Source organism: Streptococcus loxodontisalivarius, assembly GCF_016908645.1.
Taxonomy (GTDB): domain Bacteria; phylum Bacillota; class Bacilli; order Lactobacillales; family Streptococcaceae; genus Streptococcus; species Streptococcus loxodontisalivarius.
Window position 1 is genome coordinate 18,157 of record NZ_JAFBEH010000020.1, and the last position, 20,814, is coordinate 38,970.

23 protein-coding genes and 1 tRNA gene are annotated in these 20,814 nt (G+C 41.2%); 1 reads left to right on the plus strand and 23 read right to left on the minus strand.

The genetic code is table 11. From position 1 onward, the window contains the following. The 7 genes from rpsL to rsgA all read right to left on the minus strand — a co-directional run bounded on the left by rpsL (position 1) and on the right by rsgA (position 5,956). Complete coding sequence (gene rpsL / locus JOC28_RS05600; protein ID WP_003066537.1) at positions 1-414, minus strand: 30S ribosomal protein S12; 414 nt, start codon at positions 412-414, stop codon at positions 1-3. Positions 415-604: 190 nt separating this feature from the next. Beyond that, entirely contained in the window at positions 605-1,417 is an 813-nt protein-coding gene (gene purR, locus JOC28_RS05605) for a pur operon repressor (RefSeq protein ID WP_205009667.1), read from the minus strand. A gap of 157 nt (positions 1,418-1,574) precedes the next feature. Then, positions 1,575-2,519, minus strand: a complete 945-nt coding sequence (locus tag JOC28_RS05610; RefSeq protein WP_205009668.1) for a 3'-5' exoribonuclease YhaM family protein — start codon at positions 2,517-2,519, stop codon at positions 1,575-1,577. Between the two features lies 1 nt (position 2,520). Continuing rightward, entirely contained in the window at positions 2,521-3,783 is a 1,263-nt protein-coding gene (locus tag JOC28_RS05615) for a DNA recombination protein RmuC (RefSeq protein WP_205009669.1), read from the minus strand. Position 3,784: 1 nt separating this feature from the next. Continuing rightward, positions 3,785-4,423, minus strand: coding sequence for a thiamine diphosphokinase (locus JOC28_RS05620; protein ID WP_205009670.1), 639 nt, complete (start codon positions 4,421-4,423; stop codon positions 3,785-3,787). After that, positions 4,416-5,075 (minus strand): ribulose-phosphate 3-epimerase, encoded by a 660-nt coding sequence (gene rpe / locus JOC28_RS05625; RefSeq protein WP_205009671.1) that lies wholly within the window; start codon positions 5,073-5,075, stop codon positions 4,416-4,418. The genes JOC28_RS05620 and rpe overlap by 8 nt, the downstream gene beginning before the upstream one ends. An 8-nt stretch (positions 5,076-5,083) precedes the next feature. Further along, positions 5,084-5,956 (minus strand): ribosome small subunit-dependent GTPase A, encoded by an 873-nt coding sequence (gene rsgA, locus JOC28_RS05630; RefSeq protein ID WP_205009672.1) that lies wholly within the window; start codon positions 5,954-5,956, stop codon positions 5,084-5,086. A 131-nt stretch (positions 5,957-6,087) separates the two neighbouring features. Here rsgA and JOC28_RS05635 point away from each other — a divergent pair. Continuing rightward, positions 6,088-6,170 (plus strand) — tRNA-Leu (locus tag JOC28_RS05635). Between the two features lie 42 nt (positions 6,171-6,212). Here JOC28_RS05635 and JOC28_RS05640 read toward each other — a convergent pair. The 16 genes from JOC28_RS05640 to JOC28_RS05715 form a co-directional block, all read right to left on the minus strand. After that, complete coding sequence (locus JOC28_RS05640) at positions 6,213-6,989, minus strand: ElyC/SanA/YdcF family protein (RefSeq protein ID WP_205009673.1); 777 nt, start codon at positions 6,987-6,989, stop codon at positions 6,213-6,215. Then, a complete protein-coding gene (rsmA, locus tag JOC28_RS05645; protein WP_205009674.1) occupies positions 6,986-7,858 on the minus strand; it encodes a 16S rRNA (adenine(1518)-N(6)/adenine(1519)-N(6))-dimethyltransferase RsmA in 873 nt (290 codons plus the stop codon). The genes JOC28_RS05640 and rsmA overlap by 4 nt, the downstream gene beginning before the upstream one ends. Positions 7,859-7,882: 24 nt before the next feature. Continuing rightward, complete coding sequence (locus JOC28_RS05650; RefSeq protein WP_205009675.1) at positions 7,883-8,332, minus strand: HIT family protein; 450 nt, start codon at positions 8,330-8,332, stop codon at positions 7,883-7,885. Between the two features lie 3 nt (positions 8,333-8,335). Next, positions 8,336-8,905: a ribonuclease M5 gene (gene rnmV / locus JOC28_RS05655; protein ID WP_205009676.1), complete on the minus strand. Its 570-nt coding sequence runs from the start codon at positions 8,903-8,905 to the stop codon at positions 8,336-8,338. 40 nt (positions 8,906-8,945) lie between these two features. Beyond that, positions 8,946-9,722: a TatD family hydrolase gene (locus JOC28_RS05660; protein WP_205009677.1), complete on the minus strand. Its 777-nt coding sequence runs from the start codon at positions 9,720-9,722 to the stop codon at positions 8,946-8,948. A 103-nt stretch (positions 9,723-9,825) separates the two neighbouring features. Then, the gene (gene rpmH, locus JOC28_RS05665; RefSeq protein ID WP_002885866.1) at positions 9,826-9,960 is read right to left on the minus strand and encodes a 50S ribosomal protein L34; all 135 of its coding nucleotides are present in this window, start codon (positions 9,958-9,960) and stop codon (positions 9,826-9,828) included. A gap of 100 nt (positions 9,961-10,060) precedes the next feature. Then, a complete protein-coding gene (locus JOC28_RS05670; protein WP_205009678.1) occupies positions 10,061-10,450 on the minus strand; it encodes a DUF3021 domain-containing protein in 390 nt (129 codons plus the stop codon). 9 nt (positions 10,451-10,459) lie between these two features. Beyond that, a complete protein-coding gene (locus tag JOC28_RS05675) occupies positions 10,460-10,909 on the minus strand; it encodes a LytTR family DNA-binding domain-containing protein (protein ID WP_205009679.1) in 450 nt (149 codons plus the stop codon). Between the two features lie 350 nt (positions 10,910-11,259). Continuing rightward, a complete protein-coding gene (gene jag, locus JOC28_RS05680) occupies positions 11,260-12,177 on the minus strand; it encodes an RNA-binding cell elongation regulator Jag/EloR (RefSeq protein ID WP_205009680.1) in 918 nt (305 codons plus the stop codon). A 12-nt stretch (positions 12,178-12,189) separates the two neighbouring features. Further along, a complete protein-coding gene (locus tag JOC28_RS05685; protein WP_205009681.1) occupies positions 12,190-13,002 on the minus strand; it encodes a membrane protein insertase YidC in 813 nt (270 codons plus the stop codon). Further along, complete coding sequence (gene rnpA, locus JOC28_RS05690) at positions 12,986-13,345, minus strand: ribonuclease P protein component (RefSeq protein WP_205009682.1); 360 nt, start codon at positions 13,343-13,345, stop codon at positions 12,986-12,988. Before rnpA ends, JOC28_RS05685 begins: the two co-directional genes overlap by 17 nt. Positions 13,346-13,456: 111 nt before the next feature. Next, entirely contained in the window at positions 13,457-14,851 is a 1,395-nt protein-coding gene (argH, locus tag JOC28_RS05695; RefSeq protein WP_205009683.1) for an argininosuccinate lyase, read from the minus strand. A gap of 735 nt (positions 14,852-15,586) precedes the next feature. Beyond that, entirely contained in the window at positions 15,587-16,777 is a 1,191-nt protein-coding gene (locus JOC28_RS05700) for an argininosuccinate synthase (RefSeq protein ID WP_205009684.1), read from the minus strand. Between the two features lie 487 nt (positions 16,778-17,264). After that, positions 17,265-17,996 carry a response regulator transcription factor gene (locus JOC28_RS05705; RefSeq protein WP_205009685.1) on the minus strand — a complete coding sequence of 244 codons (732 nt, stop codon included), beginning with the start codon at positions 17,994-17,996 and terminating at the stop codon, positions 17,265-17,267. After that, a complete protein-coding gene (locus JOC28_RS05710; RefSeq protein ID WP_205009686.1) occupies positions 17,996-19,342 on the minus strand; it encodes a GHKL domain-containing protein in 1,347 nt (448 codons plus the stop codon). The genes JOC28_RS05705 and JOC28_RS05710 overlap by 1 nt, the downstream gene beginning before the upstream one ends. Positions 19,343-19,573: 231 nt before the next feature. After that, complete coding sequence (locus tag JOC28_RS05715) at positions 19,574-20,728, minus strand: GHKL domain-containing protein (protein ID WP_205009687.1); 1,155 nt, start codon at positions 20,726-20,728, stop codon at positions 19,574-19,576. Between the last annotated feature and the right edge of the window lie 86 nt (positions 20,729-20,814).

Sequence of the window (20,814 nt, forward strand, 5' to 3'; positions counted from 1 at the left end):
TTATCCTTTAGGACGTTTAGCACCGTATTTAGAACGGCTTTGTTTACGATCAGCTACACCTGCAGTATCAAGTGCACCACGGACGATGTGGTAACGTACCCCTGGAAGGTCTTTTACACGTCCACCACGGATAAGAACAACACTGTGTTCTTGGAGGTTGTGTCCGATACCTGGGATGTAAGCTGTAACTTCGATAAGGTTGCTCAAACGTACACGAGCGAATTTACGAAGGGCTGAGTTAGGTTTTTTAGGTGTCATTGTACCAACACGTGTTGCAACACCACGTTTTTGTGGTGATGATACGTTAGTTTGAACTTTTTTGTGGCTGTTGTAACCAACGTTCAAGGCTGGTGATTTAGATTTTTCAACTTTAGATTTACGTGGTTTACGTACCAACTGGTTGATTGTAGGCATCTACATTTCTCCTGTAATATTTTATTTTTGGTTGATATGGCACTTGGTGACAGCCCATATCTGGGTGTACTTTTGCAACTATTGTCAGCACGTCTCTGTACACTTTTGAGAGACCAAAAGTAAAAAGTACCGTCTAATATATTAACATAGACGGCACTTGTTGTCAAATAATTTTCACTCTATTTTTGATTTAATCGAAGATATTTCCAACTTCAACATGGACGCGGTTATTCTTGACATCAATCTCAGAAACACTGAGAAGTGATTTGTAGTCAAATGAATCACGCTCTTCTTGAGTATTGTCAGCAAAGACGGCAACCCCAACAAGAGTTGAATCGAATTCTTTTAGTAGGCTAACCATACCTGAAATCGTTCCTCCACCTTTCAAGAAGTCATCAACAATTAAGACACGACTATTGGCTTTAAGGCTACGTTTTGATAGGAACATTTTCTCAATACGATCGCTCGATCCGCTGACATAGTTGACTGATACGGTTGAACCTTCAGTGATTTTGAGGTCACGACGGACAATAACAAAAGGTACATTTAGAACATTTGCGACAGCATTTGCCAAAGGAACACCTTTAGTCGCTACGGTCATAACTGCATCTACTTTTTGTCCCTTGAAGGCGTTGGCAATAATGCGACCTACGCTCTGCAAAACATGTGGTGTACTAAGCAGGTCTGACAGGTAGATGTAGCCTCCAGGCAGGATACGGTCGCTCTCAGAAAGGCTCTCACAAAGACCTTCAACGATTTTTTTAGCTTCATCTTGAGCGATTGTTGGTGTGAAAATGACACCGCCGCTTGCTCCTGTCACGGTTTCGATCTCACCGATATGACTTTCTTCAAAGGCTTTCTTGATAATTGCGATATCTTCAGAGATAGAAGATTTTGCTGCCTCATACTTTTCGGCGAAGGTGTTTAGGCTGGTTAATTGGTAGGGATTGTTAATCAGATAGTTTGAAATAACAACCATACGCTCACTACGTCGTAATTTCATCTTGGCTCCATTATAATTATTTCTATTTCAAATGAGTTAGATAGGCTTTTTTCTCCTTAGATTAAAAAGTCGCTAAATAACTTTGTCAATGCCATTATATCACAAGAAAAATAAAAAACGAACATTTGTCTCTAAAAATGTTCGTTTCGACTTAATTTTATTGATTATATTTAGGTTTATAGAAAGAACGATTGTCCATTGCGAAAATACGGTTAGTCATCTCGCCTTCCCCAACTCGGTTGAGGGCTGTTGTCATCATCATCATGTTGGCATCAATATTGTCAATCATGTGAATAATTTCCGCCTCCATAATACGAGGACGAACAGGGCTTCCGTACTCTAGAAGACCATGGTGACTGAGGACGACATGACGCAAAACAGTCACTTCTTCCTTATCATCTGGAATGTTGAGTTCTCCGATAACCTTTGTAATCTCTTCATCTACAAGGGCGATATGTCCAATCAGATTTCCTCGAACGGTATATTCTGTATTATCTGGACCTGATAGTTCGATGACTTTTGCCAGATCATGTAACATGATACCAGCGTAGAGGAGGCTCTTGTTAAGGTCTGGGTAGACATCACCAATAGCATCCGCTAGTTGTACCATGGTCGCTGTATGGTAGGCAAGACCAGATTCGAAGGCATGGTGGTTGGTTTTTGCCGCTGGATAGGTAAAGAATTCCTTATCATACTTACGATAGAGGGCTCGAACAATGCGTTGCCATGTCGCATTTTCAATGTGAAACATTTTTTGCTCAAGGTATTCTTTAACATCGCTAGCATTGACAGGAGATTTCTCTTTGAAGTCAGCTGGATTATTCGGTTCTCCGTCACGTGTATTACGCAGAGTAATTTGATTGACCTGGGGTGTTCCATTGTAAACTTCTCTGCGACCTTGCATATGGACAACCTTTCCTGCAACAAATTCTTCAACATTATAAGGCTGGGCATCCCAGAGATTTCCTGAGATTTCACCACTGTCATCCTGAAAAACAAAAGAGATAAAGTCCTTACCAGCACGTGTCTTCCTGAGCTCTGCTCTTTTTATCAAGTAAAAGCCTTCAAAAAGCTCATCCTTCTTCATTTGACTAATCTTCATACTAGTCCTCATCTTCTAAGTGGGGGATATTGAGTAGTTTCTGAGTGTCGCTATCTTGATAATCCTCCACGGTATCAAGTGCTCTCATAATGGCATTTGTTCTGGTTGTCAAGAGACTGTCAACGGTCTTACTTGCCGTATTCAATTGGCGCTGAGCCTTGATGAGCATATCACCAAATTTACCAAACTCTGTTTTAACATTGCCCAAAATCTTACTGATGTCATCAGCATTTTTTTGGATATTGAGGGTTTTAAAACCAACTGACAAGGAATTGAGCAGGGCTGAAAGCGTCGAAGGACCTGCCACAACAATCTGCTCATCACGTCTGAGAGCATCAAAGAAGCTGGCATTTCGGACCACTTCTGAATACAGACCTTCTGTTGGTAAAAACATAATCCCAAAATTAGTCGTTTCAGGTGGGTTGAGGTACTTGGTCCTGATATCCTTGGCAAAACGTTTGATACTCGCCAAAAGTGACTTGCGATAGAGGTCAATCTCTTCCTTGCTACCTGACTCGTAAGCCTCTTCCAAACGATAGTAGTCTTCAAGAGGAAACTTGGAGTCAATCGGTAAATAGACATAATCTGCTGCGGTTGTTCCAGGCAGTTTAATCGCATATTCAACACGCTCTGAGGATCCTTTAACCGTCGCAAACTCACGTTCGTACTGACTCTCTGTCATGATATCCTCGATAATCTGACCCAGCTGCAACTCACCAAGAATACCTCGAGTCTTGGTATTTGACAGCACCTTGTTAAGGGTACCGACATCCTGAGCGACTGACTTCATCTCACCTAAACCTTGGTTGACAGATTCTAGCTGTTTTGAAACAGTATCAAAGGAAGCCTGAAGTCTGCTTTGTAGGGTCTTCTCTAATTTTTCCTCAACCGTCTGACGCATCTGGTCAAGTCGTTTTTCATTGGAATCTTGCATGTCCTTGACAGCTTGTGTCAATTGCTGGTTCATACTTTCCAGACGCTTGTCAGAACGGTCACGGTTGTCTGTCAAGTTCTGATGGAGAACATCTCGAATATCTGACAGGTTTTGATAGAGGTCGGTCTGCAAGCGACCCAGTTGCTGGCTAGTTTCAAGCGCCTGATTTTTCTGACCAACTTCCATCAGATAGGAGAGCTGATCTGATAAACGATCCGAACTATCATCAAGCTTTTGATCCAAGGCTTGCTCTAGTCTACTAACCTTCTGTAAAAGATAGACCAAGGCAGCCAGCACTGCTATTAATAAAATAAGAATAATAAAGGTCATCTCAGTTCCTATCCTTAGTATAGATGGCAATTAAGTAACCATCTGTTAGCTCAATATCTATAGGTTTATTCGTAAATTCATTGCTAGAGTAGTTCTTTTTCTTGAAAAAGTTGCTAGCGTCTAGCTCATACTTAGCCCCCTTAATGGTCAGCTCGCCCTCACCCTCTGTCATAAAAGAGATATAGGTCATCCCATTTTGGGGAAATAGGCGGTGCTGACCAGCTGGATAGTAAGACAGCTGATTTTGCTCATCCAGCAGATGAATCTGCTGCATAAAGGGAGCTAGTTCAGGATCGCTGGGCAGAAAAATATTTGACAGAAAATGATCAAGTCTGCCACCGAAGGCTCCAAATAGGAAAACCTGAGCCTGGGGCTGACGCTTGAAAATTTCTTTCAGCGCTAGCTCAGTATCAGTATCATCTTTCTCAGGCTGGGACTGGATAAGAAGACCTGCCTCAGCTTTTATGCTTTGCCATTCTTCCCTAGAAACCGAATCAAAATCCCCAACTGCCATATCCAAAGAAAGCCCATTCTCTAATAGGAACAGGCTCCCTCTATCAATACCGACATAGTAGTCAAATCCTTCTAGCAGCGACAAGTCTGGCTTGTCACCACCAGCTACAAGGGCCAACTTAGTCATTCAAAGCGTCTCTGAGGGTTTGAACTTGGGCAGTCAAGTCGCTAGCTTTAAAGAGGTATGATCCAGCAACGAAAACATTAGCTCCTGCTTGGTAGCAAGCCTTGACGGTTTCATTGTCAACACCACCGTCAACTTCGATATCGTAGTTGTAGCCTTTCTCATCACGAATAGCTGCCACACGGCTAACTTTTTCAAGTGCTTCTGGAATAAAGGCTTGCCCACCGAAGCCTGGGTTTACAGTCATGATAAGAACTTGGTCAACCAAATTCAAGACTGGCTCAAGGGCTTCAACTGGTGTTCCTGGATTGATAACAACTCCTGCTTTCATACCAGCAGCCTTAATTTTTTGAAGGGCACCGTGAATGTGTTTTGTTGCTTCAACATGGATTGTCATGATATCAGCGCCAGCTTGTGCAAAGGCATCAACATAACGTTCTGGATCAACAACCATCAAGTGACAATCAAAGACAAGTTTACTGTGTTTACGCATGCTGGCAACAACATCAGCACCAAAGCTGATATTTGGAACAAACTGACCATCCATGATGTCAATGTGGACATACTCTGAACCTGTTTCATCGATACGTTTCAATTCTGAGGCAAAGTTAGCATAGTCTGCTGCTAGGATAGATGGAGCGATTTTAATTGACATAAGTGGACCTACTTTCTTTTGATTGTTTTTTTATAAGTTTCACGACGGTTTTCAATTTCACTGAGAAACTGAAGGTAATTATCATAGCGTACCTGCCAGATAGCACCTGCTTCAACAGCTTCCTTGACAGCGCAAGACGGCTCATGCGTATGTGTACATGAACGGAATTTACAGCCGTGGCTAGCCTTGCGGATTTCTGGAAAGGCTTCGCTCAGATCTTCTGGTGTTGATACCTCATAATCCAAGGATGAAAATCCTGGTGTGTCCGCAATCTTGCCACCATGAACATCATAGAGACTGACTGCACGTGTCGTATGACGACCACGTCCCAGACTATCTGAAATTTCACCAGTTTCCAGCTGCAAGTCAGGAGCAATTTTATTGAGCAAGGTTGACTTACCAACACCTGTTTGTCCCATAAAGACGGTTATCTTATCCGACAAAAGCGCCAGCAATTCTTCCAAATCATAAACAAAATCATAGCCAATCTTCTCGTACTGCTCACGGATAGCCTTAAGCTCAGTCAAATCATCTAACAGGTCGGTTTTAGAGATATAGATGACAGGCTGGATATCCTTGTGCTCCAAGAGAACCAAAAAGCGGTCCAGAAGATTACTATTGAAATCAGGCTCCTTGGCTGACATGATAACAACCGCCTGATCGATATTGACAATGGGAGGACGAACTAGGCTATTTTGACGCTCAGCGATTGAGAGGATATAGCCTTCTGACTGCTCCTCAGCTGAAAATTCTACCCAGTCACCCACATAAGGGGTCTGTCCTTTTTTTCGAAAATTGCCACGCGCACGTGTCTGATAAGTCACACCTTGAGACTGGACATAGTAAAAACCAGCCAAGGCCTTGATAATTCTACCTTGCAAATGAACTCCTTTAGCTAAATAAACTGCTTTCATTATACCAAAAAAATAGTATTAATGCTTGTCTAATCTCAAAAACTGGCATATAATATAGATGATTACAGAAAATTGCCAATCTTCGTAACTCACTTCAAGCGGAGGTGGTGGAACGGCAGACACGCATGCTTCAGGCGCATGTGCCCTTATGGGCGTGAGGGTTCAAATCCCTTTCTCCGCATAGACAAAGAGATAAGCCATGTCGGCTTATCTCTTTTCATTTTTATTTACTAGCATAGGCTGAGTTGGCTTGACGCACCTGAGCCTGACTATTGGCTAAAAGATAGGCAAAGGCATCCTCCACCTCATCTGGGATATCCACATGAGCCAAGAAGTTCTGCCCAGCTGGTCCATAACCTGTTTCATCATCCCTCAGACGTGGAATCTCTCCCATGAGAAGCTCCAGATAGCGGTCAATTTCCCACATACCTAGAGGTTTTTGGACATAGCAGAGCTGACTATCTTTTTCATGCAGATCTACCTGATAGGCTGCATAGTTGATGATGAGCTTAGCTGGCGCATATTTGGCAAGAGTCGCTGACATACGCTTTTGCATGCTAGCATCCTGAATTAAAAGGATAGACTCAAACTCAATTTCTTCTTGCTCTAAGAGTTCCAAGAGGTTGGTGATATTATTGCCACAGTTGGTAGACTTTGTCTCCAGCAAATCAATCTTAAGCCCATGATATTGGTCCAAATAATCTGCCAAAAGCTCCGCTTCTGAACATTTTCGTCCCTTAAAGTCAGCTGGCAACTGATCAATCAGCCCCTGAGTGGTGTGACCGTAACCTCCGACAATGACATAGTGCTTGGCAAGCCCATTATTGACTGCCTGAGCAAATTGGACAGCACCTTCTAAAATAGAGCCACCAAAAAGGACACAGACATCAACTTGGTCCAGACCATAGGATGCCTGCAAACTAGCTGCATCCAGACTCTCAATATCTCTAGGTCCGCAAAAAGCTGACAGGATTTTAACAGCCTCTTCTAGTCTTGTCATAGCCCTGCTTCTTCTAGGCTGTCTGCCAAACGTCCGAAGTCTTCGATAGCTAGAGCTTCACCACGAAGATTTGGTGCTAGCTCTGCCATTTCCAAAGCCTTCTCAAGCTTAGCCTTGATATCATCTGACTTGCCAAAACGATTAGTCAAGTTGTTCCAAAGAGTCTTGCGACGGTGAACAAAGCTGGCTTTTGCCACATCAAAGAGGAAATCCTCGTTTTTAACAGTGACCAAAGGCTGCTCACGGCGAGTCATCTTGAGGATGGCTGAGTCCACATTAGGTGCTGGCACAAAGACCGTGCGTGGCACGATAAAGGCAACCTTAGCCTCCATGTAGTACTGCACAGCGATTGATAAAGAGCCATAAGCCTTGGTGTTAGGCTCAGCTGAGATACGGTCTGCCACCTCTTTTTGCATCATGACCACAAACTCCGCAAAAGGAATCTTGCTCTCAATCAAGTGCATAAGGATTGGCGTTGTGATGTAGTAAGGCAAGTTTGCAACCACCTTGATAGGCAGATCAGGATTCTTGAAAGCTTGAATTTGCGTCTGCAAATCAGCCTTGAGGATATCCTGATTGACCACTTGGACATTGTCAAAATTGCGGAGCGTATCAGCAAGGATAGGAATGAGACGATCATCAATCTCAAAAGCCATAACCTCAGCTGCATTCTCAGCCAAAAACTCTGTCAAAGCCCCGATACCAGGACCAATCTCAATCACGTTGACACCCTTGTCAATCTCTGCCGTGTCAACAATCTTCTGTAAAATATTCGTATCGGTCAAAAAGTTCTGACCGAATGATTTCTTAAATGTAAACCCATGACGCTCCAAAATAGCGCGGGTAACGGTTTTATCTGCAATTCTCATTTTTCTTTCCTTATCGTCTCAAGTCTATTCTAAGACATCCAACAATTTCTCTTTTAATTTTTCTATTTCTGCATCAGTTGCTCTGACACTGTCTGCGTACATCTTCTCAAAAGGATACCACCAAACTGGACCTTTCCCATTATGTCCATAGTTCCCTAAATCACCTGTTTTTCTTGGAAAAAGATGAAAATGTAGATGAGCGTCTCCGTTTCCCAAACTCTCAATATTCATCTTATCTGCTCTAAAAGCCTTAGCTACTATTTCAGAAGCATCTGCCATTTCGGAAAGATACTGATTTCGCCAATCTCTAGGCAATTCATGTAACTCCGTTACGTGTTTTTTAGAGAGAAAAAGGCAATAACCTTGAAAATATTGATGATCTCCCAAAACAAGATAACCCGTTTCGTACTCCTTCACAAAATAAGGATTCTCATTTTGTTCAATCATATTAATACGTTGACAAATAAGACACATATTTTATCCCTCATACCTCTCCATACACTCCTCAACTTCCGCCTTAGTCACTCCGAAGAGTCTGAGGCGTTTGAGGAGTTGTTTGCCGTTGGAATAGCCGATGCGGAGTTGATTTCCAAGGTATTCACGGCGTTTTCGGCTATCGCTAGCAGTGATGAAGCCCCAACGAATGAGGTCTGCTTGAGTGATGTCAAAGTTATCCTCATCATCGAAATGCTGGGTCACTTTTGAGAGTGCCTTCTGCAAATCCTCAAAGCTGGCATGCTCGACTCCCAGAGAACGCCCCTTGGTCTTTGAGCCTGGCTTTGCCTCGTCTCGATTGAGGAAAGCATGACGGACTGTCGGAATAGCATTCATGATGATTTTTCGGATACGCTCGCCATTGTAATCTGGGTCTGTAAAGACAATAACCCCACGCAAATCGTGCAAGCGTTCGATACGCTCTAGGTCGTCATCGTCAATGGCAGAGCCTTTAGTCTCATAAGTGTCAACGTCATAGAAACGTTTTATGTTTTTTGTGTCGTCCTTGCCTTCAACAACGAGGACTTCTTGAATTTTAATTTTTTCTGTCATAAATTATTTTTCTTAGCAACCCAGGCTCACTCCGTTCGCATTAGTCTGCTAGCCCAAACACTCTCATGGCATTTTGATAGGTGGCGTCAGCGACTTCCTCCACTGTCATGCCTCGCAGCTCTGCGATTTTTTCCACGACATAGCGGGTGTAGGCGGTGCGGTTCTCCTTGCCACGCTTGGGCACAGGCGCTAGGTAAGGGGCGTCTGTTTCGACTAGGATTTTATCCAGTGGCAAATGCTGCGCTGCTTCCTGAATGTCAGTAGCTTTCTTGAAAGTAACTACTCCTGAGAATGAAATCATCATGCCCAGCTCGACAAAACGCTCTGCCATTTCCAAAGAACCTGAATAAGAGTGCATAATGCCTCCACGAGGTCCAACACCAGCCTTCTTAATCACCTGATAAGTGTCTTCCAGAGCATCACGGGTGTGAACCACAAAAGGAAGGTTATGCTCTTTTGACAGCTCAATCTGACGCTTGAAGACAGCGATTTGAACTTCTTTAGGGTCTTCCATCCAGTGATAGTCCAAACCAATCTCACCCAAGGCGATGACCTTAGGATTGGAAAGACTGCTGTCAATCATATCTTCTACTTCCTGAGTGTAAGAACCAGCCTCAGTCGGATGCCAACCAATGGTCGAATAAAGCTGTTCATACTGACTTGATAGGGCAAGCGACTGCTCGATAGTCTCTTGATCAAAACCAACGATATTCATCTTAGTCACGCCCAACTCACGCGCAAAATCAATCTCCTCTGCCTCACGACCAGCAAAGTTTTCCACATTCAAATGTGTGTGTGTATCAAAAATGTTTAACATACCCCTATTATATCAGAAAATAAGAGAATTTCCTTGCCAGTCATAGGACTTTTTAGCAAACAAAAAACCAAGAGTCTCGAGCACCCTTGGTTCATGATTATCATTAAGCTGACAATACTTTACGTCCTTTACGGCGACGTGCAGCAAGCACGCGACGTCCGTTTTTAGTTGACATACGGTGACGGAATCCGTGTTTACGTTGACGACGGATTTTACTTGGTTGATAAGTACGTTTCACGATGAATACCTCCTGTAAGAATTTCGTATTCGTTTAGCCGGCTATTATTTGATCAGTTACTAAACATACCATAATATTTTATAAAAAATAGCAGAGCTTGTCAAGATTTATTTCTAGTTTTTAGTAGAGTTTGATTGATTCTGTTGATTTTCCGACGTTCTAGCAAATAAGTCAAAGTCCATATGAGTAGGTAGATGACTGTAAATTCAAAAGCAAATCCTAGAAAATAGTCCAGCGGCAGCCATTTATTATAGATAACCATGCCAGTCGCTAGGCTCAAAATCATCACAAAGTGTAGAAGAGACCTGCTTAGAGGACTTAGACCTTTGACACCATAAATGAGACTTGCCACACCCATAAAGCCACTCAAAAAGGCTGTTGAAGCTATGTTACTCAGACTCTGACTACTGATTCCAAATAGCATCAGACTAGAAATATAAAAAATCTGTCCAATTCCTACTCCAATAATATATGATTTCAATACTTTCATTTTTCCTCCTTATAAGCCTAAAGCTTTTTCCAAAGCTTTTAAGTAACGACGACTGACACTGGTCTTGTAACCATTGGACAGATAGGCAAGTCTATTTCCTGAAAAGGAGGCCTCCATTCTCTCCAAATAATGAATGTTAATAATGGTTTGCTTGGAAACCTGTACAAAATTTTCAGAAAGATAGCGTTCCTTAAACTGATAGAGTCGATCTTTAGTCACTAATCTACCTTTACTACTTGTTAAAACCAAACTCCCTGCTTCGACATCAACTGCTATCAGTTCCTCTAACCTTAAAAGCTCAATAGCATCTTCTGACTTAATAGCTATGATATCCTGTTTAAGGTCACCAAAATCCTCTAAAATCCTAATCAATTTTAAAACTTCTTCATCTTGTGACCTTTTCCTTAAGAGCACCTCAAGCTCCGAAGAATCACTATCTTCAATAAACAGCCATCTCATTCTTTACCTCCTTAAATTTATGATACAGAGCCCGTAGAACACAAGGCGAAAATATGCGGTAAGTCCGAAATCTTTGATTTCGTAGACGCACCCACGTCAAGGCGACTAGGTGCTTTAGTACCAGACGCCTACGACGCAGAAAGTGCAGTGTCTCAATACACTAGCGAAAACTATCTTTTTTGCACCGCTCCTAGCCCGTATTCAAATCTCATGATACATCAGAACGCTCATGCCATCTGCAACTACTATACCAAAGAAGCCAACCCTTGTGAGCAAAATTCCTCTAAGTGGTTAATTATGCTAGCTAAGTGGTCAAAAAAGACCTGCCAATAAAGGCAGATCCTCATTTCTTATTTACCAAGGCTGACCACAACATAGCGGTTAGGGTCATTTCCTTGGGAATAGCTGTGCACACCATCGATTTTTGAGATGGTTTTGTGGACGATTTTACGTTCGTTATTGCTCATAGAATCCATGATGAAATCTTGTCCAGACTCCAAGACACGCGCAGCAATTTTCTGCGTGTAATCAATCAAAGTTTCTGTGCGATGTTCAACATAGTCATGAACATTGATGGTCACTGAAAAGTAACGTGAGTAGCGGTCATGCAAGAAATTTTGAGCCAAAAGCTGCAAAGACTTGAGAACCTTACCGTGATAACCGATGACACGACCTGCATCAGGCGTTTCTATCTGAAGACTAATCTGACGGTTGGTGTGGTGTGTCTCAATGCTAGCATCTAAGTCCATCTCATAGATGATTTTTTCAATATAAGCTGCAACATCTTGACTGGCTTGCTCAATGTCTTTCGTGTGATCAGCTTTTTCTTCTTGATCTTGGCTGAACTCACTAGCAACAAAGTCCTCGAAAGTCTGTTCTACTTTTTCTTCAACAGAGGTTTCCACAGTCTCTTGAAGGTTCTCTTCAGCTTGAGGAATCTCTTCTAAAATAACTTCTTCAACAGTTGCCTCTTGGAAAAAGAGCTCATCAGTCGCTGGGACTTCCTCTAACATTTCCTGATTAATGTCAAGGATTTCTTCTTGTACAGGTTCAGAGACTGGCACTGGACGAGGGCTTTCTTGAACTTGAGTCAAGCTCTCCTCCACCAATTCTTCAATATCAACCTGAGCTGGCTTTTTACCAAAGCCAAGGAATCCTTTTTTCTCACGTGAAATCACTTTGATGTGAGCTTTGAGACGAGACAGTCCCAATGAACTCAAACCAGTTTCAATAGCTTCTTCTACGGTTCTTCCTGTAAATACTACCATAGCACTATCTCCTTATTTTCTCTTGTGGGCTTTCCTTTTAGCACGTCTCATTTTAGCTTGACGTTCTTTTTCTTGGGCCTCAATAGCTTGACGCTCCGCAATGATTTTAAACGGATTATTGAAAATCATGATTTGCGCAACTTGATAAGCATTTGACACCGTCCAGTAAATGGCAACCCCGCTGGCAATATTGATACCAATCAATAGAATCATAAGCGGTGTAATGACCGTCATAGCAGTCATCATAGCATTCTTCTCACGAGCTCCCTTGTTGGTCAACCAAGTTGACAAGAAAGTAAAGACCGCAGCTAGAATCGGCAAAATGTAGTAAGGGTCTTTATCTGCCAGGTTAACCCAGAGGAAAGAACCCGTCTGCAAGAAATCCACACGTGTCAGAGCTTGATAGAGTGCCATCAAGATAGGCAATTGAATCAAGAGTGGGATAAATGAGGCGTAAGGGTTAACACCATGTTCCTTGTAAAGAGCGTTAGTTGCTTCTGTCAACTTAAGACGGCTTTCTGTATCACGACCTGGGTATTGACGTTGAAGCGCACGCAATTCTGGCTGCAAATCTTGCATCTCGCGGCTTGATTTAAGCTGCATATTGTAGAGCGGTGTCATGAGCAAGCGAACGAGCAAGGTAAAGAGGATGATACCAATGGCAGTAGATCCTCCAAAACTCAAGAACTTAATCGCATCGGCAAAAACCAATAAGACTTGTTCCCAAGCACCAGATGACTGGCTAGTTACCTGACTTGTTCCGCAGGCTGTCAATAGAAGCAATGACGCAAGCGCCAGTGCTGTTACTTTAATTTTCTTCTTCACTTTCTGAACCTTCCTGATATACTTTAGCGAGTTTTAAAACATGAAGTAAATTGGTTTCCATCTCCTCATAGCTGAGCTTTTCAACGCCTTTTCTTGCGATGATGACAAAATCCTCTGTCACCAAGTGCTCTTCCATCCCCTTAATAAGATGTCTCAGACGACGTTTAATCTTATTACGCATGACGGCATTGCCCAATTTTTTACTTACAGATAAACCTAGTCGATAATGGGGTAGTTCCGTCTTGAGACTGTAAACCACAAATCGACGATTAGCACTGCTTCTTCCTACATTAAAAATCGCTTGAAAGTCCTTATCACGCTTGACGCGGTATGTTTTTTTCAAAATACGACTCCAAATATCTATATTGGTCCTATTATACCATAAAATGAAAAAAAGCCTCAACTCTCTACCTAGAGTATGAGACTTTTAGCAAGATTCTCATGTGATAAGGGCTTAGTCAAGAGATGGCAAAGTTGCTTTCGCTTGTTCAATCTGCCATTTGACCTGATCAAAACCTGTTCCACCGAGGGAATTACGACGTTCAACTGCCGTTTTAGATTGAAGAGTGACATAGATATCTTCCTCAATCAAGTCTGAGATAGCTTGATAGTCTGAAAGAGCTACGTCTTGTAGATAAATCCCTTTCTTGGTGCAGTCTAGTACCAATTTACCAACGATTTCGTGCGCTTGACGGAATGGTAGACCCTTAGCTGCCAAGTAGTCAGCCAACTCAGTCGCATTTGAAAAATCTTTTTCAGTTGATTCTGCCATGTGCTTATCATTGACAGTCATGGTATTAAGCATACCTGCTAGGATATCGATGGCAACGGTGATCGTCTCAGCCGTGTCAAACATACCTTCCTTGTCTTCTTGTAGGTCTTTATTGTAAGCCAAAGGCAAGGATTTCATAACCGTCAAGAGACCAAAGAGATTGCCATAAACACGACCTGATTTTCCACGAATAAGCTCCGCCATGTCTGGATTTTTCTTCTGAGGCATGATGGATGAGCCTGTTGAGAAGGTATCAGACAGAGTCACAAATTTGAATTCGTTTGAACACCAGTTGATGATTTCTTCACAGATACGGCTCATGTGCATCATAAGAATGGCAGAATTACTCAAAAATTCCAAGATGAAATCACGGTCAGATACCGCATCAAGTGAATTGCTGTAAGGTTGAGCAAATCCCATCAAGTCAGATGTCAACTGACGATCGATGGGGAAGGTTGTTCCAGCCAAGGCAGCTGCACCTAGTGGCGACAAGTCAGCGTGTTTGATATTAAACTCAAAACGCTCACTGTCACGTGTAAACATATTATAGTAAGCCATCAAATGATGTCCAAAAGAGATGGGCTGAGCATGCTGCAAATGGGTATAACCAGGCATGATAGTATAGGTATGTTTATCAGCCAAGGTCACCAAACTTGAACGGAGATTAGCCAGTTTAGTAATGACTTCATCCAATTTTGCCTTGAGATAAAGGTGCATATCTGTTGCCACTTGGTCATTACGCGAACGAGCTGTGTGGAGCTTACCGGCAACTGGACCGATTTTAGCTGTCAAGAGCGACTCCATATTCATGTGGATGTCTTCATTTGAAACATCAAATTCAATAGCGCCAGCATGGTATTCTTCCAAAAGTTCCTCAAGACCAGACTTAATTTGGTCAGCTTCTTCTTGAGAAATAATGCCTGTTGCTCCCAACATGGTTACATGGGCAATAGAACCTTTGAGGTCAAATTCAGCCATCTTTTGGTCAAAGGAGATAGAAGCACCAAATTCTTCTACCCATTTTTCAAGACCAGCCTCAAAACGACCACCCCATAGTTTTTGATTTTCCTTAGTCATCTGTTATACCTCGAGCCGCAGCTCTGCCTTTCTCTTTTCTTATATGAAGCATTTCCGTTGTTTTTGTTTTTTTTGATAGTCTCCTTAGGTGGTGGGGTCGTAAGCAAACCTTCGGTTTCATTACTAAAGGAAAAGCCTGAAGTCTTTTCCTTTACCCCGAGCGACTTTGTCGCTCTTAGCACCACGGCGGAGACTATCGTTGTGGCGTACTACATACGCCCATGGCTAACGCATCTAAACATAATCCCATGTTCATACCATAAAATCCTTATTTCAGCATGGCGATTTTATTTTTTTGATTAAGTAATCCTTTGTCAGGATTGTGGTAAAGAACAGCGGGAATGATTCTATATAGTAAATTTAATGAAAATAAGCGACTTACTTTGTCTGCTTGATATAAAGACAAGTCCAAGGAGCGACCTCAGACTTGTTGTTTGCCTCACGGGGCTTGTTTTCTTAAATAGGTCTCTCTGGGCCTTTTTATTTAAGCTCGCCATGCCTCTCTGAACATGGTTACGAGTGGATATAAGTTATAAGAAAAGAGTATCAGATGGGGCTCTCTGTCCGCCATTATCTGACGTCTGACGGAAAATTTCTGTGTCAATCTTCGTCATCACGCTTTGCCGTACTCCAGTACAGCCTGCAGCGCTCTTTCTTGATTGCCTTTGAAATTTTCTCGTCAGCTGATTCATTTAGAAAATATTTTCTAAAGTCTCTCTTCTTATAGGATGAATGTTATTTATTGTTTACTTGTGAATTGACTTGTGTTGGTAGGCCCCAAAGTTTGATGAATCCTACGGCTGCATCTTGGTCAAAGCTGTCAGCTGATGTGTAGGTTGCCAAGTTTTCATCGTAAAGTGAGTTAGGTGATTTACGTGCTACAACTTGGGCATGTCCTTTGTAAAGTTTCACTTTTGCAGTACCATTAACAACTTTTTGTGTTTCTTTGATGTAGGCAATGATTGCTTCTGTCGCTGGGCTAAACCAGAGGGCATTGTAAATCAAGTTTGACAATTCATTTTCAAGAATTGGTTTGAAGTGAGACACTTCACGTACCAAAGTCAAGTCTTCGATTTCTTTATGGGCTGTCAAGAGGGTGATAGCTCCTGGGCATTCGTAAATCTCACGAGATTTAATACCAACAAGTCTGTTTTCAACGTGGTCAATACGTCCAACACCGTGTTTACCAGCAATGACATTCAATTTTTGGATAAGATCAGCAAGTTTAAGCTCTTCACCGTTGATTGAAACTGGTTTACCAGCCTTGAACTCAATGTCAACATACTCTGCTTCATCAGGTGCTGATTCTGGTGAGTTTGTGATACCAAATGCTTCTTCTGGAGCTTGATTCCATGGATTTTCAAGGACACCACACTCATTAGCACGTCCCCAAAGGTTTTGGTCAACTGAGTAAGGATTGTCAAGGTCAGCTGGAACTGGAACACCATTTGCTTTGGCGTATTCAATCTCTTCTTCACGTGACCATTTCCATTCACGTACTGGGGCTACGACTTTAAGGCTTGGATCGAGGGCTGCGATAGCAACTTCAAAACGAACTTGGTCATTCCCTTTACCAGTACATCCGTGAGCAATTGTTGTCGCACCTGTTTTATGAGCAATTTCAACCAATTTTTTAGAAATGATAGGACGGCTAAGTGCTGACACCAATGGGTATTTTTGTTCATAGTAGGCATGCGCTTGAAGGGCTGGTAGAACGTATTCTTCTGCAAATTCGTCCTTAACATCAAGAACGTAAGATTCAACAGCTCCAACCGTCAAGGCTTTATCATGAATGAAATCAAGGTCTTTTCCTTCGCCGACGTCCATACAAACAGCAACGACATCATAATCTTTCTTGAGCCAAGTAATAGCGACTGAAGTATCAAGACCACCTGAGTAAGCAAGGATAACTTTTTCTTTTGACATATTTATTTTCTCTTTTCTTATATTTTTACGTTGATTTGTATTAATCAACCTTACGAGATTAATTATATTGCATAATTATTCACTTGTCAACACATTTTGGATATTTTTTTGATTTTTTTGTAGTTTTTTGTATTTTATACACAAATAGTTTGAAAATCCACTCATAAAAAGAGAAATATGCAAAATAAATACAAAAAAAGCTGAAACAGAAGTTCCAGCTTTTTCCTCTTTTATCTCAGGATTTGGAGAGAGGAGATAAAAGAAATAAGTAGTAAGAGATATGAGAGATTCAAAATGCGTCGTTTTATATCTTTATTATAATTAACTGCCTCTTGTGTCCAACTAGTTCGGAAGAGAGAGAGAATTTAGTTAGTCAAGCAGTTAACAAATGGAGAGAATTTTCTCATATCTACAAAAACTATTATAAACCTATTCAGAAATTTGTTAATAGAAATGTCCTGAGATGTTGTTTTTTTATCCTCAAATGTTATTTTTCAAGTTGATTGAGCAAAGCCTTCATCTTTAAACGCGATACAATGCAGGATTCACCATTCTCAAAGAAAACCATCAACTGAGAGCGATCAACCCTGACCACATTATCCAAGTTAATGAGATAAGAACGGTGACATTGAAAGAGTTTAGGACTCATGCTAGCAATCTCAGACATCTTTGCATAAAATTCCAAACGCTCAGTCTTGGTTCTCAAGGCAATCTTATGGGCTGTTGTCGCCGTCTCAAAGTAAAGAATATCTCGAAAGGGTAATTGCACACGCGCCTTGGCAGAACTATAAGTAAACACTTCATCTTCACTTTGGCTATCAGTCAAGTCAACTGTGTAGAGGATATTTTCACGAATCTGCTTTTTAAAGTCATCTTGCGACAAGGCTTTATCGATAAAATCAAGGGCTGACGCCTTGTATTTAAAACTAATAGGGGCAAACTCTGAGTGAGTTGTCACAAAAATGATGATAGCACTCTGGTCAGATTGACGAATTTCAGATGCTACTTCCAGTCCTCTCTTCTCCTCTCCCTTGATATCAATATCCAGGAAAAACAGATTGTGATTACCTCTTTCTGTTATGGCATCCAGTAAACTCTGCGGTTTGCTAAAGACATCTAAGCGTCTATAAGAAACCTGTTCTTCATCTAAAATGTCCTTAACCGTCGACAGGATACGTTCCTGCTGATAAACATCGTCTTCAAGTATGAATATATTCATTATCTCTCCTTTATAGGAAGGCATCCCTTAGCGGGGTAACTTTCCCCCATCTCTAAATATTGGCTAAAATGGTAGTCACCACTACTTGTTGTGAGTTGACATTTGGGATAATTTTCTAAAATCTTACGAACATTATAGAGACCGTAGCCCCGTTCTGAATCATAAGTCGAGTAGTGCTCTTCAAACAGTGGCTCAACATCGAGTGATTCTTGAAGCATGGTATTAGCAATCGTCAAATATTGCCTCTGTTCCTTTTGGTAGCAAGAAATCGATATTGATGGATTTTTGGTCAATAGCGTAGCTTCTATGGCATTATCAAGTAGGTGTGTCAGTAGGATAATCATATCGAGAGGTTCTAGGAAAATCTGATCGATCGGATCAGGAAAATACAAGTCAACCTTGATTCCTTTTGATTGCATTTCCATCACTTTAGATGATAGCAGGCTTTTGATACTTGATGGTTTCAAATGAACCAAGCTTGCAATGGTAGCATCATCTTGATTCAACTCTTCCATTGATTTTTCCAAGATGTCTTCGTAGACACGTCTGATAAGCTCTATATCACCACTATCAATACTTCCTCGTAAACTGATGAGGATATTCTCATAGTCATGTTTAAAGGAGCGAATACTTTGATAGAGTCCTTCAATTTGTCGGCTATGATTTTCAAGATTCTTCAAATGCTTAGCTTGCTCTTCCTTAACCCTTGCCTTAATCAGTTGCTTTGAATAACGGTTGAGGTAAGACAGGATGTAAAGCAGAGCCAGAAATGAAATAGCTGTAAAAATCTTACAGAAATAATCTGAAGTGATACCAGATAGTGAGGCCATTTCACGACTAATAATACAAATACAATAAACCAGCAGGTAATACAAAACAAAAATCGCATCCACCAGTTTGAGCAGTTTCTCTGTACTGTGACTATCAAAGTCTAAAATAGCATAATAATCCAAACTGAAAAGTCGCTTTAATGACCAGTAGCTAATTGGAAAACATAGCAAAGCTAGTAGTTGAATGGTGTAAGTCGCTCCCATCATACTCGGAGAGACAGGCAGCAAGGTTGGAAAAATAAAAAGATAGAGAACTCTACCAACTAAATCCAGTAAAACTGGAGGGAAAAATGCAATAAAAAAATGTTCCCGTAAATGTCTGTGTGGAAACCTGTGACAATCATAAACAAATAGGGCCAGAGGAATCGTTAGAACATAGCCATAGGGAAACAAAAAAGAAACAAGAATTTCAAATAAACTCAAGCCTATAACTGGGCCAACTGACAACCGATGCTGACTAGCATCCGCGTAAGTAAACCATGTTACTGCAACAGTCATGATAATGACTACTAGCATCCCACTTAGCTCTCCCACTTTCTCCCCCTTACATATAAGCTACATTTGTATAACTATTTTAACATATTTAAAAACTTTTTTGCTAACTTTGTTAATATTTTGATATATTTTAATAATTAAGACATCTTATTCCATATAAACATACAGAAAAAAAAGATAAAAGTCTAGATCAGCAATCCTCTCTACAAGCTTTACTAGGAGGGAAGATAGCATTTCTAGACTTTTTATTTATTACTTTTCTCTAATAACCAAGGTTTGACTAAAGCGGTGCTTGGTCGATTTTGTTGAGAGGCTAACCGCAGGATAATTCTCTAGGATATCTCTGACATTAGCTAAGCCGATTCCACGTCCTTGCGACTTACTTGAGTAGCCTCGTTGGAAGATAGATCGGATATCAACCTGCTCTGCCTGAGTTGGATTCTCAATGACTAAAATCTGATTTCCTTGATCCTCTAGAAGGGCAATTCGGACATAGGCATCATCCAAGCTTTTGCTTTCTTCAATAGCATTGTCCAAAAAGACCGATAAAATAATCAAGAAATCCAGCTCTGGTAAATGAATATGATCAATCTTATCTGGTAACTCCAAATAGGTTTTAATCCCCAACTTGTGCATCTCCACCATCTTGGCTGATAGAAGGCTCTTAATGGCCGATGACTTGATATTAACTAAAGAGACCAATTCGAACTTTGGATTTTCCTTTAAATAATGCTCGTCTCTACCAATAACCTCTTCATAGCTGTTACGGATACGCTCCAAGTCACCACTATCAATATCATCCTTGAGTCCTGTTAAGGTTTCCTCATAGCCTTGTTTGAACTGGTCTATCTCAACGTAAAGATCTTCGATATGATGGTTGTAACCTTCTAGATTATCCAGATAACGACGGTAACTTCGAGAGGCTTTCATTTCAAGCAATCGCTTCGCATAGCGATTCATCACAGATAGAATGCCAAGTAAAAGCATAGCATATAGCAAGACCAAGGTCTTACGAATATCAATCTGCAAATCTAAAGGAAAATTGAAGAGGAGGTTGGCATACTGAAAGAAATAAATCATTACAATATAAGACAACATTCCAAGCCAGAACAACCAACGCTTAGTACTACTGATTCCCTTGTTAAAAATCAAGCGAGTAAAGGAGCCATAGGGTATGTCGAGGATTTTATGAACAATCACATAGATGGGCATGACTAAGATATAGGATAGTAGCAGGAAAAAAGCATTATTATTCAAACTAGTATTATCTATCATGAAAAAGGGTTGAATCAGATAGAAGGCTGCGAATCGTGAAATCAAATCTGCAATCATAACAGGGTAGACCGCAAAAAATAATCTCTCACTGAACCTAATCTTAGGAAGATCAATCAGACTGATTAAAAACATACTAAGATTAGTAGTGAGGAAATCTCCGACGGGAGAGAGTACTCACTACTTTTTCTTTATGCTAAAGTAGAGGTGTCTTGTTAAGT